This is a genomic window from Alteromonas sp. R7, from assembly GCF_055755235.1.
The window spans coordinates 451,647-467,381 of record NZ_JBVTQX010000001.1; the positions used below are offsets into that span (position 1 = coordinate 451,647).

At 40.7% G+C, this 15,735-nt stretch carries 12 protein-coding genes; 8 read left to right on the forward strand and 4 right to left on the reverse strand.

From position 1 onward, the window contains the following. Nucleotides 1-39: 39 nt before the first annotated feature. Genes AC0J2X_RS01890 through AC0J2X_RS01905 form a run of 4 tightly spaced genes read right to left on the reverse strand, consistent with a single transcriptional unit; the run spans nt 40 to nt 4,867 of the window. Nucleotides 40-1,716: a porin family protein gene (locus AC0J2X_RS01890; RefSeq protein WP_472995719.1), complete on the reverse strand. Its 1,677-nt coding sequence runs from the start codon at nt 1,714-1,716 to the stop codon at nt 40-42. Next, a complete protein-coding gene (locus AC0J2X_RS01895; protein WP_472995720.1) occupies nt 1,685-2,635 on the reverse strand; it encodes an XrtA-associated tyrosine autokinase in 951 nt (316 codons plus the stop codon). The genes AC0J2X_RS01890 and AC0J2X_RS01895 overlap by 32 nt, the downstream gene beginning before the upstream one ends. Continuing rightward, nucleotides 2,635-4,203 carry an XrtA system polysaccharide chain length determinant gene (locus AC0J2X_RS01900; RefSeq protein ID WP_472995721.1) on the reverse strand — a complete coding sequence of 523 codons (1,569 nt, stop codon included), beginning with the start codon at nt 4,201-4,203 and terminating at the stop codon, nt 2,635-2,637. Before AC0J2X_RS01900 ends, AC0J2X_RS01895 begins: the two co-directional genes overlap by 1 nt. A gap of 31 nt (nt 4,204-4,234) precedes the next feature. Further along, the gene (locus AC0J2X_RS01905; RefSeq protein WP_014977096.1) at nt 4,235-4,867 is read right to left on the reverse strand and encodes an XrtA/PEP-CTERM system exopolysaccharide export protein; all 633 of its coding nucleotides are present in this window, start codon (nt 4,865-4,867) and stop codon (nt 4,235-4,237) included. Nucleotides 4,868-5,016: 149 nt separating this feature from the next. Here AC0J2X_RS01905 and AC0J2X_RS01910 point away from each other — a divergent pair, with 149 nt between their 5' ends. The 8 genes from AC0J2X_RS01910 to AC0J2X_RS01945 all read left to right on the forward strand — a co-directional run bounded on the left by AC0J2X_RS01910 (nt 5,017) and on the right by AC0J2X_RS01945 (nt 15,547). After that, a complete protein-coding gene (locus tag AC0J2X_RS01910) occupies nt 5,017-6,429 on the forward strand; it encodes a TIGR03013 family XrtA/PEP-CTERM system glycosyltransferase (RefSeq protein WP_014977095.1) in 1,413 nt (470 codons plus the stop codon). Nucleotides 6,430-6,431: 2 nt separating this feature from the next. Then, nucleotides 6,432-7,271, forward strand: coding sequence for an XrtA system polysaccharide deacetylase (locus AC0J2X_RS01915; RefSeq protein WP_069944659.1), 840 nt, complete (start codon nt 6,432-6,434; stop codon nt 7,269-7,271). Between the two features lie 37 nt (nt 7,272-7,308). Then, on the forward strand, nt 7,309-8,802 hold the full coding sequence (xrtA, locus tag AC0J2X_RS01920) for an exosortase A (protein WP_069944658.1): 1,494 nt from the start codon (nt 7,309-7,311) through the stop codon (nt 8,800-8,802). A 472-nt stretch (nt 8,803-9,274) separates the two neighbouring features. Next, entirely contained in the window at nt 9,275-10,573 is a 1,299-nt protein-coding gene (locus tag AC0J2X_RS01925) for a DUF5935 domain-containing protein (protein WP_472995722.1), read from the forward strand. Beyond that, on the forward strand, nt 10,548-11,708 hold the full coding sequence (locus AC0J2X_RS01930) for a glycosyltransferase family 4 protein (RefSeq protein WP_069944656.1): 1,161 nt from the start codon (nt 10,548-10,550) through the stop codon (nt 11,706-11,708). Before AC0J2X_RS01925 ends, AC0J2X_RS01930 begins: the two co-directional genes overlap by 26 nt. Continuing rightward, complete coding sequence (locus AC0J2X_RS01935) at nt 11,705-12,796, forward strand: polysaccharide pyruvyl transferase family protein (protein WP_081334016.1); 1,092 nt, start codon at nt 11,705-11,707, stop codon at nt 12,794-12,796. Before AC0J2X_RS01930 ends, AC0J2X_RS01935 begins: the two co-directional genes overlap by 4 nt. A gap of 88 nt (nt 12,797-12,884) precedes the next feature. Continuing rightward, nucleotides 12,885-13,988 (forward strand): polysaccharide pyruvyl transferase family protein, encoded by a 1,104-nt coding sequence (locus AC0J2X_RS01940; RefSeq protein ID WP_069944654.1) that lies wholly within the window; start codon nt 12,885-12,887, stop codon nt 13,986-13,988. 110 nt (nt 13,989-14,098) lie between these two features. Further along, nucleotides 14,099-15,547 carry an oligosaccharide flippase family protein gene (locus AC0J2X_RS01945; protein WP_069944653.1) on the forward strand — a complete coding sequence of 483 codons (1,449 nt, stop codon included), beginning with the start codon at nt 14,099-14,101 and terminating at the stop codon, nt 15,545-15,547. Nucleotides 15,548-15,735 lie beyond the last annotated feature (188 nt).

The window sequence follows — 15,735 nt, forward strand, 5'->3', positions numbered from 1 at the left end:
CCTACAAACTACAACCGGTAGATTGAAAAATTCAGTGAATTAGTCATAGGTGTAGGTAATAGATGCGCTTAAGCGTCTGTCGGTATAGTTGTTACCAAACTGAGATATGCCTGTATTCAAATCTCCCTCCTGCTTGAGGTACCTAGCATCAATACTTGCTTTTAACCGGCGACCGAACTCTCTTTCTAAACCAATGGATGCATTCCAGTTGTCGCTTTCGCCTCTGAATACGTCTTCTGCACCCTGACCTGTGATATTGGCGTAGTTAATACTGCTAGTTATGTTGGTATAGCTACCAATTTTATAGGCTACGTTTGTACCGAAAGAGTAGGTGCGTCTTAGTCTATCTTCGTCTAAGTAATCATCTTCGGCATATCGCCAAGAAAAAGCGAGGGTAATTCTAGAAAAGTCATAACCTGCTTGAAAATTAGCACTTTTTCGCAGAATGATGTTGTCGTCAAACTCTAGATTTTGAGAAGTAAGCTGAACCAATTGCTCTCCCGCGGAGGGTGTATAACTTAAGCTATTGGGCTGAAAGCAGTCTGCGATGGATGTCGATGAAGCAGGGCAAACAAATACGCCTAAGTTCTCTGGATCAGCTAACAAGCGAGAGGTGTTAGTAACGTCTTCCGAATAGCTGAACGAGGTTCGTAAGTATTTGGAATTGTAGCTAATATTTGCCGATGCCGATTCACCATAGAAACGACGTCCGTAAGTAGCAGCAATCCGTGTGCGAGTGCTCAGTGCCCATTGCATATCAACACCTACGAATGTTTCACCATCGTCTTCTTCTAGATCAGAGTCACTCTTATTGGCCGTTAATGATATATAGCGATTCTCAGCTTGACGGTAAGTTAACCCCACCCCATAAGAATTAAACTCTCTCACTAAACTGTTCGTGTCATCTCTGTCTGAAATTTGGTTAGCTTCGTGCCTTGCAGTCAAACGAATGGCCCAGTCGCCATAAATTCGAGTATCTATATAACCGTCACCAGTTCTCGATTCAAAGTCACCATTGTTTGCTTGACCTCGCTCAGTATTCTGATAAGTGCCCGTAACTGACCAAATGAAATACTCGGCTTCATCACCGTTTATTAACTTGCCGCTCAGTTGATAACTATCATTATCGAGAGCATTGCTGTTAGTCAAAGACCGTTCTGAAGCTGTATCTGAGTAGGAGGCTGTGCCTTGTCCTCTTACCCAGTCGCCTTGGTCAAGTGTCAGCGTAGAAGATAGTCGATTCGAGCGTGTTTTTGCCAAGCTGTCAGAATTTGCAATAAAATCTGTTACCAGAAAATTTGAAGCATTAGTATTCTGATAGCTTAATGCCCCAGCGGCTTGAAAAGATAATAAATTTTCAAGAGGTTCCCACTGAGCAGAATAGCTGTACTCTGCATAATCTTGGCGCTGGCTAGCATCGTCGTTATCGCGTTCCAGATGGGTGTATGTACCGGACCATAACCCTTGAAATGTTCTTGTTTGATAAGTAGCGTTTACTTTTGGTGCCACAGTCACTGTTGTAAGTGAACGGTTTCCATTTTCCTCAGTATCGACACTTTGGTAGATGGTTTCGGCTGTGGCAACAGCATTCACGTCAAGTTTTGCAAAAGCAGGTAGACTTGTTGCGACGGCTGCAGCAACAAGTGTCGGCTTTATTATTCTTCTTTTAGGCATTGTATTGCGCCTATTCGCTGCGCTCTGAGTAATAATACCCATAATATCCGCTTCCATCGGTGTCGTTATGTACAGACTTGTTCACTACAAATCCTATGGCCATCTCTGGGTTCAATCGCTCCACAGACATTTTAATATCGCCTATCTTCGCTTTGCCCTCTTCTACGACAACAACCGCTTGGCCAGCGAAATTAGCGAGAATAGCACTCTCGTTTATACCAATGAGAGGAGGCGTATCAAAAATAACTATTCGATCTGGGTATCTATTTGCAAATTCATTAACAGTGTCATGCATTTTCTGGCTTGCTAGCAGTTCGGTAGACAAATGGTGCGATTTTCCAGCAGGAATAATTTTCAGCTTATCGATGTTGGTTGGGTACAGCACATCTGAAATATCGTCAACTTCCCCGGTCAAGTATTCCATTAGTCCTTTACGACGCTCTAACCCTAAAGTGTTTAATACATTAGGCTTAAGTACATCGGCGTCCACAAGAAGTACGGTTTTATCCTGCTCCGATGCGATACTCATCGCCAGGTTGGTTGCAGTGAATGTCTTCCCTTCAGAAGGGCGACTACTGGTAACCATAATAATGTTCGGGTTGTGAAGGGTTTTCGCTAGTGAACCAAAAGCATTTGCTAAAAGCTTACGCTTTATTTCTCGGTACTCTTCATTAATTTGTTTTCTCTCACCGTTAAGCGAAATATGTCCGTTCTTATCAAGTCGCACGAAATCAATAACAAATTCGTCGAGTGGAGTTTTTTTATTGATAAATTCCTTTTCTTCAGCAATTACGGTTTCAGCAGGAAGCTCTGCGGGTGCAGGTTTGTCAATTGATACCTTCGACTCTTCAGGCGCGTTTGAATGACTAGCGTCTTCAATTTTTTCTGTAGACGAAGTCTTTTGACTTGCTGCTTTCGCCTCTTTTTGTTTTTGAAGTGCCTTCTCAATTGTATTTTTCATTAAAGAAGCCCTCCAAACAAATCTATATTCATAATTTCAGCGGCGATCAAGGCGCCGTACATTGCCAAAATAGTACCACTGGAAAGCAGAAACACTAAAAGACGGTTTCTGCTTGTTTTATTTATTTGCTCAATGTTCAAGTGGGTTACAGTACCCCATATAGGATAATCTGACACATTGAGTAACTGCTTAGGCCTAATCAAAATAGGATTAAGTTGGCTTATAAGAAATGCGATGCCAATTCCTGTACCGAAACCCAAAATTAACACTGCAGTGTAAAAAATTAGCCTGTTGGGGCCTGAAGGGCGCTTGGGAAGAAGCGGGGGCTCTATAATTCTGAATTGAAGGTCTTCTGCTGACACATCAGCTCTTCGAGATAAGTCTGCTGATTCTTTTCGTGACAAAAGTTCTTCATATTTTCGTTTGGTAACATCGTAATCTCTATTCAATGCAGAGGATTCTGCTTCAATCTGAGGAATCAGGTCTACTTTACTTTCGAGTTCTGCAATTTTTCTTTGCAAATCACTATCTTTAACACGAAGGGATGCAATTTGGCTCTCTAGACGGCTGGCTTCGAGCTTAATCTCTCGGTTCAGTTCCGTTAAAGGTTGAGTATTATTACTTTCATCAGCGTTTAGGAAGGCATCTATCTCTTTTTGCCTAGACTTCTCAAGACTTTCTAATAAAGCTCGTGATTCAACCACGTCAGGGTGAAGATCTGTAAATCGAAGAGATAGTCTATCTAGTTCTTCCTCTAGCGCTTTTATTCTTTCGTCATATCGCGTCTGTAAAACTGAGTCATTCTGATTGGTAACACTAAAACTGTCAGCTCGTTTTACATTACCGATTTGATTTTTAAGTGAATCAACTTGTTGCTGAGTTTGCCTTATCTGCAATCGAGTAGCTTCAAGTTCATTATTTAAAGTCTGTAGGTTTGAATAATATGTCCCGGCTAGCGGGAGAATATCATTATATTGTCTCTTAAAATTAGCCAGACGCTGTTCCGATTCTGAAAGTCTCGATTCATACTCCGCAATTTGTTCATCTAAAAACCTACCAGCGGTGTCTGTATCCTTCCTGTTATTACCCAGTGCGCCTTCGACAAATAAGTCTAGCGTTTCTTGAACCACACGTTGAGCTGTGTTGGGAGATTGGTTGGAATACGTTATATTGTAAATATTATCTCTACCAGTTTTATTCAGCTTTATACTATTGGATAGCCTGTTGACCAAGTCATCAAACTCATCTTCATTTTGCGTCGTTATATCAAGGTCACTTTCTCGAGCAATTTTCTCCACATTACTTCTACTGAGTAATGTTTTAGCCATCATTTGAATCTCTTGGTCAGGATTAGTCTGAATCGCTAATCCTTTCAGTAATGGCTGCAAAACCGAGCGAGTATCTACGAACACTTGGGCTTTTGACGAGTAGACATCGGGAAGGCTGGCAACATATAAAAAGCCAATAGGGCAGATAAGCCATGAAAAAATAATCACGTAACGCTTTTTAATCCAAACCCCTTTAATGTAATCAAGAATTTGGATTAGCGTTTGTTGTAAGTCCTGCATTTTATTATTTGTTCCGTTTACTGCTTTACAACTAGAACCAAGCTTCTGGAATAATTACAATATCACCAGGTAGCATATCGACATTTTTTGAGATATCACCATCTCTAATCAAATCGTCAATGTTTATTTCGAACGTTTTTTGTTTTCCGGCGATTACTCGAACCAGTTTCGCGTTATTGCCGTCTGCAAATTCCGTTAAACCACCTACGGCTATCATTAAATCCAGTAACGTCATGTGCTCGGAGTAACTTACCGCACTTGGATTTGTGGCTTCACCAATCACGCGAACTTGTTCACTCAAAGGACCCGTGAAATTGTTCACACTTACCGTCACTCTCGGGTTGTTTATGTAGGTAGAAAGCTGTTCTTCTATTTCCCTTGCAAGCATTGTTGGCGTTCTACCAGCCACATCAATGTCTTCCACTAGAGAAGTGGTCACCTTTCCGTCCGGTCGAACAATAAAATTGCCAGAAACCTCTGGGTTTCTCCAAACAAAAATAGTTAGGGAATCACCTGGGCCAATTAAATATTGGTAATCATTAACATTGGTAGTTAGTGAAGGTCGGGTAGTTGCTTCAGGCAGAGTGCCAGTGTTACTGCAACCATTAAGACCGATAAGTAAAAGTGGAGCACAGCACGTTATTAGTTTTTTAAAGCGGAACATAAGAGATCATCCTACACTCATTATGGTTAATTTATGGCTTTTGCCGTTTACCCTACGGTAAATGTCACTATAATGCCAATAACAATTGTAGTCTATTGGAATAAATCCCTTTATGATGGGAAAAACGCCGCAGTTTTAGGGGGCCAGGGGTGGCAGTAAACAAGCGCAATCAAAATAAACGCTCAAATATACTAGTAATAACAGAAGCGTTGCTCATTGCTTACATGGGCTATATTTCTCATTTTATTCTTACGCAAATTGGAATGTCGCCGAATGTGGCGGTGGAAAAACTGATTATCAACGTAGGAATGCTTACAGTTTCAATATTGTTATGTTCGTTATCCGTTGGGTTGTATGAAGCGAAGTTAAGAGAAACTTTCCGAGGTATTATCCGTCGCATATTCGTTAGCGTGGGACTGAGTTATTTTTTAGTCGAAGTGCTAAGTCGAGCATTTTTTGATGACTTGGTCATGGATTCTTATTTCCTGCCGGCATCAGTTTGTTCAATTATTATAACCTTAGTTGTTTTCAGGTATTTCACAAACCGTCTTGGCTTGTTAGGTCTAGGGAAAGTGCGCATATTAGTCCTTGGGGCAGGGGAAAGAGCTTCAATTATTGAAAAGCGCATGCGCAGAGATGTGGATAGAATTGGGTTTGAGCTTGTAGGGTTCATCCCAATTCCAGGAGACAATCGCGAAGACGGAATTCGAAAAGAGAAGATTATTCATCTTAAGGTAGACGAGAGTTTTCAACAGTTCATTGCAGATAATGAAATAGAAGAAATAGTCATCGCTTGCGACCAACGTCGTGGAACGCTTCCTGTAGAAGTGCTTTTTGACTGCAGGCTTAGAGGGATTGAAGTTACCGAGCTTTTAGATTTCATGGAGCGAGAAACAGGGCAAATAGTGGTAAACCTGATGTACCCGAGTTGGGTCATTTATTCCAATGGATTTCAGAGCCAGAATTATTTGCGAGACGCGCTAGATTACACCCTCAACGCGTTCCTAGCGTTCATCATATTCCTCTTTGTTTGGCCAATTATGCTGATTACCGCATTCATTATTTATTGCGATGATGGCAGACGTACAGGTGTGTCCGTTTTCTATAAACAAGAGCGAGTGGGGTTAAACGGAAAGCTTTTCAAAATAATTAAATTCAGAAGTATGCGACCTGATGCAGAAAAAGATGGCGCTAAATGGGCAAGCAAGAATGATGATCGCGTTACTCGTATTGGCCACTTTATTAGAAAGTACCGCGTAGACGAATTACCACAGCTTTTAAATGTGTTTAAAGGTGAAATGGCATTTATCGGACCTCGTCCAGAGAGACCTCAGTTTGTAGAGCAGCTTGTACGCGAAGTGCCCTATTACAATCAGCGTCATAACGTTAAACCAGGTTTAGCTGGCTGGGCACAGCTCAATTACCCTTATGGCGCCAGCGTAGAAGACTCTATGGAAAAGCTTAAGTTCGATCTTTATTATGTAAAACACCAAAGTTTGCTGTTAGATATTTTGATACTTATCCGTACGGTTGAAATTGTACTGTTTGGCAAAGGGCGATAATCATGAAGCTAGATAATCGACTCAATGCCATGACAGTAGATGTGGAAGACTACTTTCAAGTTTCTGCTTTTGAAGGCGTAGTAAACAAAAGTGATTGGGATTCGATTGGCTTGAGAGTGGGAGATAATACCCATCGCCTTCTAGATTTGTTTGCTCAAAATAACGTTAAATCGACATTTTTTACGTTAGGCTGGGTGGCGCAGCGCTGTCCGGACGTAATTAAACGGATAGTAAGTGAAGGTCATGAGCTTGCGAGCCACGGACTAGCGCATCAGCGCGCTACAACGATGTCCGAGCAAGAGCTTTTCGATGATATTAAGCAAAGCAAAGAGATTCTTGAAGATATAGGCGGTGTGGCGTTAAAAGGCTATAGAGCGCCGAGTTTTTCAATTAACGATTCGAACACGTGGGCGTACGATATCCTAAAGGAGCTTGGCTTTGTTTATTCTTCTAGTACTTATCCAATCAACCACGATCTCTATGGTGTACCAGATTGGCCGCGCTTTAAATACAAACGTGAGAATGGTCTGATAGAGATTCCAATACCAACAGTTCGTAAGAAAGGAACAAATATTGGGATTGGTGGTGGCGGTTATTTTCGTCTTTATCCTTATTGGTTATCTAAACGCCGTATTACTGAGTTCATGCAATCTGAAAGTGCGCCATACAGTTTCTATTTTCATCCTTGGGAGATAGATGCTGATCAACCAAAATTTAATTCTGCTCCATGGAAGTCTAAAGCTCGTCACTACATCAACTTGTCAAGAATGGAAGGCAAAGTAGAAAAGCTGCTTAAAGACTTTAACTGGGTAACAATGCAGCAAGCTTACGAGATAAAATAGGCTGTAACTATTAAAGTAAGAATAAAGGGGCAGGGAAATGCATCTGGGTAATACTGGCGCGAGAGACAATAACCAGCGGAAAGCGGTAAACCTATCTTTTGCGAAGAACAAAGCGTTCTTTGTTTCAGGTTTTACAATGCTTTGCTTGTGGGTATTATTTTGTTGGCGTGGATTAAGTAGCGTAGTCCAAATATGGTATGGAAACGAAATATTTAACCATGGCTTTTTTATCGTACCAGGTGCTATCTACCTAATTTACTTGAAGCGCTATACGCTATTTGAGCAGCCAATTAAAACAACTCCTTTAGCATTTATCGTAATTGTTCCTGCGGTGGCACTTTACATAGTTGGTATTGCAGGCGACATTCAATTGTTTTTACATACAGCTACTTTTACATTGTTACCCGCAATTATATGGTTAATGGTGGGCACAAGAGCAGCTAAAACCATTTTGTTTCCGCTGGTTTTCATGCTTTTTAGTATTCCAGTAGGCGAACAACTTATTCCTTATCTTCAAGAGATTGCCGCCAATGGTTCGGTAGCACTTCTGCGCTTGACTGGAGTGCCATTGTTTCGAAGTGGTTTATATATAGAAATCCCCCAAGGGCGCTTCTTAGTGGCAGAAGCTTGTTCCGGCGTGAGTTTTTTCATCGCAAGCTTTGTAATTGGTAGTCTTTATGCTTACTTAAATTTGGTATCTGCTAAGCGCAGACTGGCCTTTGTGGCAATATCGCTAGTATTTCCCATTTTGGCTAATATCGTTCGCGTGTATGGCATTATCCTAATCGCTTACTGGACAGACATGGAGCATGCCGCCGGTGCCGACCATCTTATCTATGGTTGGTTCTTCTTTGCATTTGTTATTGTTTGCTTGTTGGGTATTGGAGAGCTGATGAGAGATAGCGAGGCCAAGCCTTCCGATTATCAGGAAGTCTCTGCGCTAAAGCCTACCTTATCTGTCGCAACCATTGTTTCATGTTCGCTGATATTGGCAATAGGTCACTTTGCGTATACCAACGTAGAAACAAACACTGCAAACGATTCAAGTAGTATGGTTGACCTATCACTGTTCGCTGACAAATCGTGTGCGCCTTTCATAAAGTTTCCTGTTGTGGATAGTCCTAATTATGAAATACAGGTGACGTTACAAGGAACACAGTGTAATGCCAGCGCGTTCATTGCTTTTTTCGACGAGGTGAATGGGGAGTTAGCGAGTTACCAAAATCGCGACTTCGATCCTTCCTACTTCTCATTGGAGACGTCACGTAACATCGAATTGGATGGTCACGATTTGTTGATGTCGGAGGTTGTGACTCCCTCCGGAGAGCAGCTGTTTATTTATAAATGGTATGTCATTAATTCAAAAGTTTATGCTTCCAAGGAAAAAGTGAAAATTAACCAAGTGATAAATAAACTTCTTTCAAAGCCCTATAAAGGGCATATTTGGTTGGTGGCGACCAAGCAACAGGGGCCTGGGTTAAACGAGAAGTTGCGAGAGCTCGTAGCGCTCTCGAAAGTCAAACTTGACTAGATTGGATATTATACGGAAGTTTGCGTTAGGTTTTAGACAGGTGAGCGATATGAATTCGTTTTGTCACAACTATGTTCGTGCTTTTCATGTGAAATTAGAAACGAAGGTATATAAAAGTTTTCTATTTTTTTACGGGCAAGAGTAAATTTCTCGCACATTAGATTTGAATTATTTTAAAAATGGAATCTTCGCTTAATGCATTAATAGAGGTCATGTTGTTAAACAGCTTTAGCTTAGATAATACAATGCCAACAATACATAAAAAGGTTTAGCAAGCAAATCTTTGTTTTCTCCATGACTCTGTCGAAGAGCTTTGGGGGGGGGGATCAGTAGAGATTTTAGTTGTTTTTGATTTTAAGTGGTGGAGTAAAAGGTTTATGGACATAGGTGTAGATTCAGGCGCACTCCTTATACACGTATTTATAATTCTTTTTGTTATTAAAAGTTTTTTTGCTGACTCGGAAAACAACGAATGATAACAGATATATTTTATTCGTTCATTATAATTACTTTTATAGTGTTTGGATTCTCAAGGCCATATGTCGCGTTAGCCGCGGTACTCTGGATTGATACAGTTAAACCGCAAAATACCTCTTTTTCTTTTTTGTCAGGTAAGCCGTTATCGCTAATTTTGACCGCTTTTTTCTTATTAACTCTGCTGGTTAATGCTAAGAAGCTTCGAAAAGTAAATAATGGTGCATTTTATGTTTTATTTTTTGGGTTTATGTTATGGATAACGCTTTCTCATTTAAACGCTGAATTTCCTCTATATTCTGCGATAAAGTATGACACAGCAATAAAGACTCTTTTTATATTGTTTTTTATTCCATTTACTATTTCCACCAAAAAAGACTTTGACTTTGTCCTTTCAATTTTATATGCGGCCTCTTCTCTGTTTATCACAATAGGCGGGATAAAGTCTGCCATGGGTGGTGGCGGATATGGTATATCTCTTATTGGCCTCCAAGGCTCTGGCTTTATGTACTCAGAAGGCAGTATGCTGGCGACTCTTGCTGTTTGCTTGATACCACTTTCGTTGTACTTGGCTCACTATAGCTTTCTCTCAAATAAGAAAATATTCAGGTATTATTGTTATCTGGTAGTTTTTTGTGCTCTTACAACACAGGTCGGCACGCAGGCCAGAACTGGGGTAGTTGTTTTGGGAGTGTATGTTTTGTTGCATCTATATTACACCAAGAAAAAGCTAAAAGGCGTTACATTTTTAATGGTGTTAGCGGTGATTGGTAGTCAATTCGTTACAGATGGTTGGTTGAAAAGAATGGAAACAATTGACCAAGGGACAACAACAGAGAAATCGGCAGTAGGAAGGATTGTTGTCTGGAGGTGGGCATTTGACTATGTTGCTGATCGCCCTATCTTGGGCGGTGGATTTTATGCTTATCTAGCAAATGCTGGAAAACTAGACCAGTACGGCCAGGAAGGAGAGGTAGTAATATCGCAAGGTGGTGCAAAAGCATACCATAATATCTATATAGAAGTGTTGGCCGAGACTGGCTATGGAGGGCTATTAATTTTCTTGGGCATTATAGTTCATACACTGCTATTAAATTCTAAAAAGCCGAATCCTAACGACCCTTGGAGTACAGAATCATCGAAAGCGATAAAAACTTTCACTCTATTATACTGTGCGGGTGGAATGTTTATTAATGTTGCCTTTTACCCTTGGATTTATATACTCTATACCCTCTCTGTCGCCAAAAACTCCATAAGCAGCAAGCAAGTTAATGAAGAAAAAGAAAGTCGCTATTGATGCTAGATTCGTATTGCGAAAACAAAGAGGAATGCCCCTATATACCTTTATGTTATGCAAGCTAATTCCGAAGATTCTGTATCAGCACCAGTTTGTTTTATTTATTAACAAAGGGTTTGAGCACAACGATTCAGCAGAAAAATATCAAGTAAGACTCGATGAGATCTGTAAGTTAGATAATGTCGAAATTGTAAATGCAGATGCTGAGGACGAAATTAGTTGGGAGCAGTTAATTCTTCCGAAATTGTTAAAAACTCATAAAGTCGACCTTCTGCATATGCCGGGAAATAGGGTTTGTTTATTCACTCGAGTTAAACAAATAACCACAACCCATGATTTAATGGAGTGGCACTCACTCAAAATATTTCGGTACTATAAAAACCGCAGTTTGAAAGAGAATTTTTATTTTTTTAGACAAAAAGCTTATTTGTGGGCTGTATATCGACTTGGTCTTTCATTTTCAGACCATGTTTTAACAATATCGCAATATTCAAAGCGTGATATAACGCAGAGCTTTCCAAAATTAAAGAATAAGAGCTCGTACGTTTATCATGGTATCCCCAGGGGGTTTAAACCTCCACTTAACGACACATCTAAACAAGGCGTTCTCATGCTTGGCGGCGACAGTCATCAAAAGAACCCAGAGAACATGTTAAAAGCATGGGCGCAGTTACCTGAAGAGTTGCAGAAAGCACATCCCCTCACTATTTTAGGGTTTGTTGGAGGGGAAGACTCTATCATTTCCAAAACCATTCGAGCATTGGGAATTGAAAATGACATTGTTATAAAAGGCTGGGTTACCGAAGACGAGCTTATTCAAGCAATGCAAACCTCAAAGGTGTTTATTTTTGCATCGCGCGAAGAGGGCTTTGGGTTTCCTCTTGTGCAATCAATGGCTTCTGGAACACCAGTAGTAACTTCTGAAGCTGACGTGCTTATAGAAATTGGGCAAGATGCGATTTGTAGCGCAAAAGCTGAAGACTTTCTTGCGTTGAGTAGTGCTGTAGGCAGCCTCCTTACAGACGAACAGCTTTACAATGAAAAAGTAAAAAAAGGCCTAACGATTTCATCCAAGTTTACTTGGGAGCATACCGCCGAACATATTGCGTCTACATATTTGACATTATTGAAATGAAAATAACAAAAGGAATATATTTCTTGATATTCAAGTTGGTGGAACCTTTGCGATGGCGTTTTGAACTGTATTTTGCTGAAAAATTTGATCTTTATGGTTCACTTTCATTCTACTTAAAGCAAAAGTTCACGAGGAAAAAATACTTAAAAACCGCTCCTGTCGTTTACATTTATGCAAACAAAAGAAACGTTGGGGACTATATTTCCCATCTTGGTTTAAAAGAAATAGTGGGTAAAGACGGCCCCGACCTCTTTTGTTCTCCTGTATGGTTAAAAGAGTTTAAAGCGCACATTGACTACTTAAAACAGCATAACCCAAATGTGCTGCTGGTAATTGGTGGAGGAGGCCTTTTACAGCCAGTCTTTGAACCTTTTTGGCACGTTGTACTACAAAGTGGCTTGCGTTTCACCGCGCATGGTATTGGTATTAATAAGATGTCTGGAAGAGGGGAAATGAAAGGTGATTTATTTCCTAAAATCGCGAAAGGCGCCGACCATTTAGGCGTGAGAGATGTATATACCTTCAACTTTTTAGAGCAATTTGCACCAAATAAACTAGTTCTTACCGCTTGCCCCTCAATAAACTATCTGGTTCCACGTTACTGGCAATCACAAGTACGTTCTTCAAACGTTTTTTTGCATCTAATCCATCCGTCAGATGTAAGGTTGGCAGGCGCTGACCTAGATACAATATCAAAAAATCTGATGGCTGTAGCTGAAGCTTTGGGGTTGGAATATCAAGAGCATACTAATATGGATTCTTCTCATGTTCGAATGTTGAAAAAGGTAAGTAATGCTCGCGTTATTGTGAGTAGTCGTCTGCACGGCTGTATAATGGGTTTCGGTATGGGAATTCCTTTCTTGCCGTTACTGTGCGATGACAAAATGAAAGCATTCTTGACATCACACACGGAAGTTGACGGGGTTGATGTTAAGCAAGCAGAAGACGCATCTGTTTTGAAGCATAGAGTTGAGTCGCTTCTAGCTGAATGTAGCAGCGACCGAAGTAAGCTTGATGTGAAGCTTGCTGAAAATGCAGAAGCGGGTAGTTACATAAATAGCCTAGCGTCAAAAATCGCCAAAGATTAATCATAAATGCAATAAAGCAGCAAGCCATGGTGTTAATGCAAAAAATAGTTTGTGGAATTGCGCGCATTGAACAAAATAAGGGATAGGTATGAATGTTACCTTTAGTGGCTTCTACGGTATGAAAAATACGGGCGACGATTGCTTTTGCAAAGTCGCAGAGTGGGGAGCGCAGCATTACTGGGGCGCTGATACCAGTTATTTCTTTTCTAAAAAAATTCCTAAGCTATCCAACAATGCAAAGCCGATTATGAAAACATTGCCATATCGTCTGCAGTTCATTAACGAGTTATTGTTAGATAGGCATTTTAAGAAAAATAAGCATCTAGTGTATTCTGGTGGTTCCATCTTCCACGGCAAAGACTGGTGGGAAATGGAATATGCCAATAAAAACTTTGAAAAGTATGACTTAAAGATTGGGGCTATTGGGGTTTCTGTAGGTCCCTTTGATTCGGTGGCACACGAAAAGAAAGTTATCGAGTTTATGAAACGCATGTCTTTTCTTTGTGTTAGAGACCTAAAGTCTTATGAATTGGTGCAGAGTTACAATTTAGACTTACCTTGCACACATGCTTTCGATCTTGCAGGGCTGTTGCCGAAGGTTGAAAAGTTGAAGCCTAAAGAAAGGCAAGAGAGCTCTAAATCGACCATAGGTTTAGCACTGTCATGGTTTAGTGGGGAAACGGGAGTAGTGCGTCACGAAAATAGTGAACGGCTTCAAATTCTGGCCTCAGCAATCAATGCACTGAATGCTAAAAGAGACGGTGGCGTTGCGCTTCGACTTTTTGTATTCAACGGACATGAAATACATGGTGATATGGCTGCAACACAGAAGTTTATTCGACTTCTGGACCCGTCTGTGAGCGTTGAGCTGTTCGAGTATGTCACCAATCCTATGAGTATGTGGCATCAGATTGGTGAGTGTGATGCATTTTTAAGTTTTAGACTACATGGCGCAATTTACGCGTTTATGGCTCACGTTCCTTTTTTATTAGCCGAGGTGCATGAAAAAGCCAGCAACTTTCTTAGTGATATTGATTGGCCAGAGAAATTTCGGGTAGGGGATTTTGAAGTGTCGCCTGATAGTTTGGTTAGTATTGTTGAAAAAATGCTGGAAGGGCACGACTTTTCGCAAAGTATAAAGCGTTGCGAGAATGACGCTGAAAAAAACTTCACGCATGCCGTGTTTGACTGAATATTTCACTGACTCAAGGAATGTTGATAAATGAAAACTGTTGTGCGTTCTACATCAAGGCTTCTTGATGTGTGCTTTGTGTGGAACACAGTCGATAAGGATTTAAAAGTTTGAACTTAGCGAGAAAAGTGGCCAGCAGTACGTCGCTGATCCTTATTGTTCGATTATTCCAACGCGGCATAGGTATTATTAGCTTGCTGATTCTTGCGCGTTTATTAACGCCCCAAGATTTTGGCGTAGTTGCAATAGCTACAATGCTTGTCTTTCTTTTCGATACATTGTCTGAGGGAGGCACTCAGCAATATATCATTCAGAAGAAGACCCTGGATGATAGCGACATTGTAACGGCATGGACGATTTCAATATTGTCTAAACTCGCGCTGTTTGTTGCGCTGCTTGCACTTACGCCTGTACTGGCCAACTTTTTGAACGCACCAGAAGCTGAATCTGCGATACGCGCTATGGCACTTGTGTTACCAATTTCTGCCTTTGCAAGCCCCCAACTCTTTATGCATAGAAGAGATTTGGAATACGGCATCATTTCTAAAATACTCTTGATTGAGAGAGTTGTGAGTTTCTTAGTTACAGTGGTACTGGCTTTCATTTTAAAGAACTATTGGGCCATGATAATAGGCGTGCTGGCAGCATACACCAGCAAAACACTGCTCTCTCATTGGTATGCGCCTTATCCTTTGAAGTTTTCATTGAGCCGCATAAAGGAGCAAATGAGTTTTTCATTGTGGATGCTCATTCGCTCTATTTTGGGGTACGTGCGCGCCGAGTTCGACGTGATTTTCATTAGTAAAATGTACGGTGCAGATCAGCTTGGTGGTTTTAGCTTAATGAGAAACCTTTCATTCTTGCCAAGTAGAGAAATAATCGCTCCTGTATCTAATGTATTCCTAGCAAGCTTTTCTGAAATTAAAAGAAGGGGCGATCCAATTGGAGAGCACATCGTGGTTGTGCTTACCATATTGCTATGTGCAATATTTCCCGTTATTGGCTATTTACACGTTTTTAATCAGGAGCTTGTTTCGCTGTTTTTAGGACAGCAGTGGCTGCCTTTTGCGCACTTATTACCGCTATTAGCCATGTTCACCATTACATTTGCCGTATCCACTTTTGTTCAGCAAGGGCTTATTGCAAATGGAGATGTTAAGCTATTGTCGGTTTATGAAATGGTAACATTGAGCTTATTATTAGCCCTGTTTACGTTTTTCTTCTCAGGCAGCATGGAAGAATTTATTATCGCAAGGATAGTATTCGCTTTCACTGTGATGGGCATCTTGCTGGTGTTTTGTTTTATGCGGTTTGGCCTACCTGTAGTTAGCTTACTGTTTATTTGTTCGCTTTTGACCACGGCGTGTTTTTCTGCTGTCTTATCAGCACAAATGTTGACGGGGCAGGGTATAGTCTACCTTGTATTGGGGAGTGCTCTGTACTTTGGAGTTTATTTTGTCGCGTGTTTATTTTTCCTATTTTTGTTTAAAAAGCACAAGGTGCTCAAAGAAGTCACCTCTTTGGCCTCGCGGTTTATTAGCTCTAGAAGGAGTCGCTGAAAACCTGCTAGCGTAAGAGTTTCGCATTGATAGTATAGTTAATGATATCGGTTGGTCTTCGAAAACGTATCTTGTGTACGTTGAATTTGAGCGATTTATACCTCTAGACAGTCAAATGATAAGCATTTGATTGAGAATATGGAGAAGGATTTTTCCTATTTTCTCCGTTTCAGAAGTGACTGTCTAAT

Excerpts from the sequence above, each read along its gene's own strand:
- AC0J2X_RS01930 (WP_069944656.1), top strand. The coding sequence starts at position 10,548 with ATGAAGAAAAAGAAAGTCGCTATTGATGCTAGATTCGTATTGCGAAAA.
- AC0J2X_RS01890 (WP_472995719.1), bottom strand. The coding sequence starts at position 1,716 with ATGGGTATTATTACTCAGAGCGCAGCGAATAGGCGCAATACAATGCCT.
- xrtA (WP_069944658.1), top strand. The coding sequence starts at position 7,309 with ATGCATCTGGGTAATACTGGCGCGAGAGACAATAACCAGCGGAAAGCG.
- AC0J2X_RS01925 (WP_472995722.1), top strand. The coding sequence starts at position 9,275 with ATGATAACAGATATATTTTATTCGTTCATTATAATTACTTTTATAGTG.
- AC0J2X_RS01900 (WP_472995721.1), bottom strand. The coding sequence starts at position 4,203 with ATGCAGGACTTACAACAAACGCTAATCCAAATTCTTGATTACATTAAA.
- AC0J2X_RS01935 (WP_081334016.1), top strand. The coding sequence starts at position 11,705 with ATGAAAATAACAAAAGGAATATATTTCTTGATATTCAAGTTGGTGGAA.
- AC0J2X_RS01895 (WP_472995720.1), bottom strand. The coding sequence starts at position 2,635 with ATGAAAAATACAATTGAGAAGGCACTTCAAAAACAAAAAGAGGCGAAA.
- AC0J2X_RS01915 (WP_069944659.1), top strand. The coding sequence starts at position 6,432 with ATGAAGCTAGATAATCGACTCAATGCCATGACAGTAGATGTGGAAGAC.
- AC0J2X_RS01905 (WP_014977096.1), bottom strand. The coding sequence starts at position 4,867 with ATGTTCCGCTTTAAAAAACTAATAACGTGCTGTGCTCCACTTTTACTT.
- AC0J2X_RS01940 (WP_069944654.1), top strand. The coding sequence starts at position 12,885 with ATGAATGTTACCTTTAGTGGCTTCTACGGTATGAAAAATACGGGCGAC.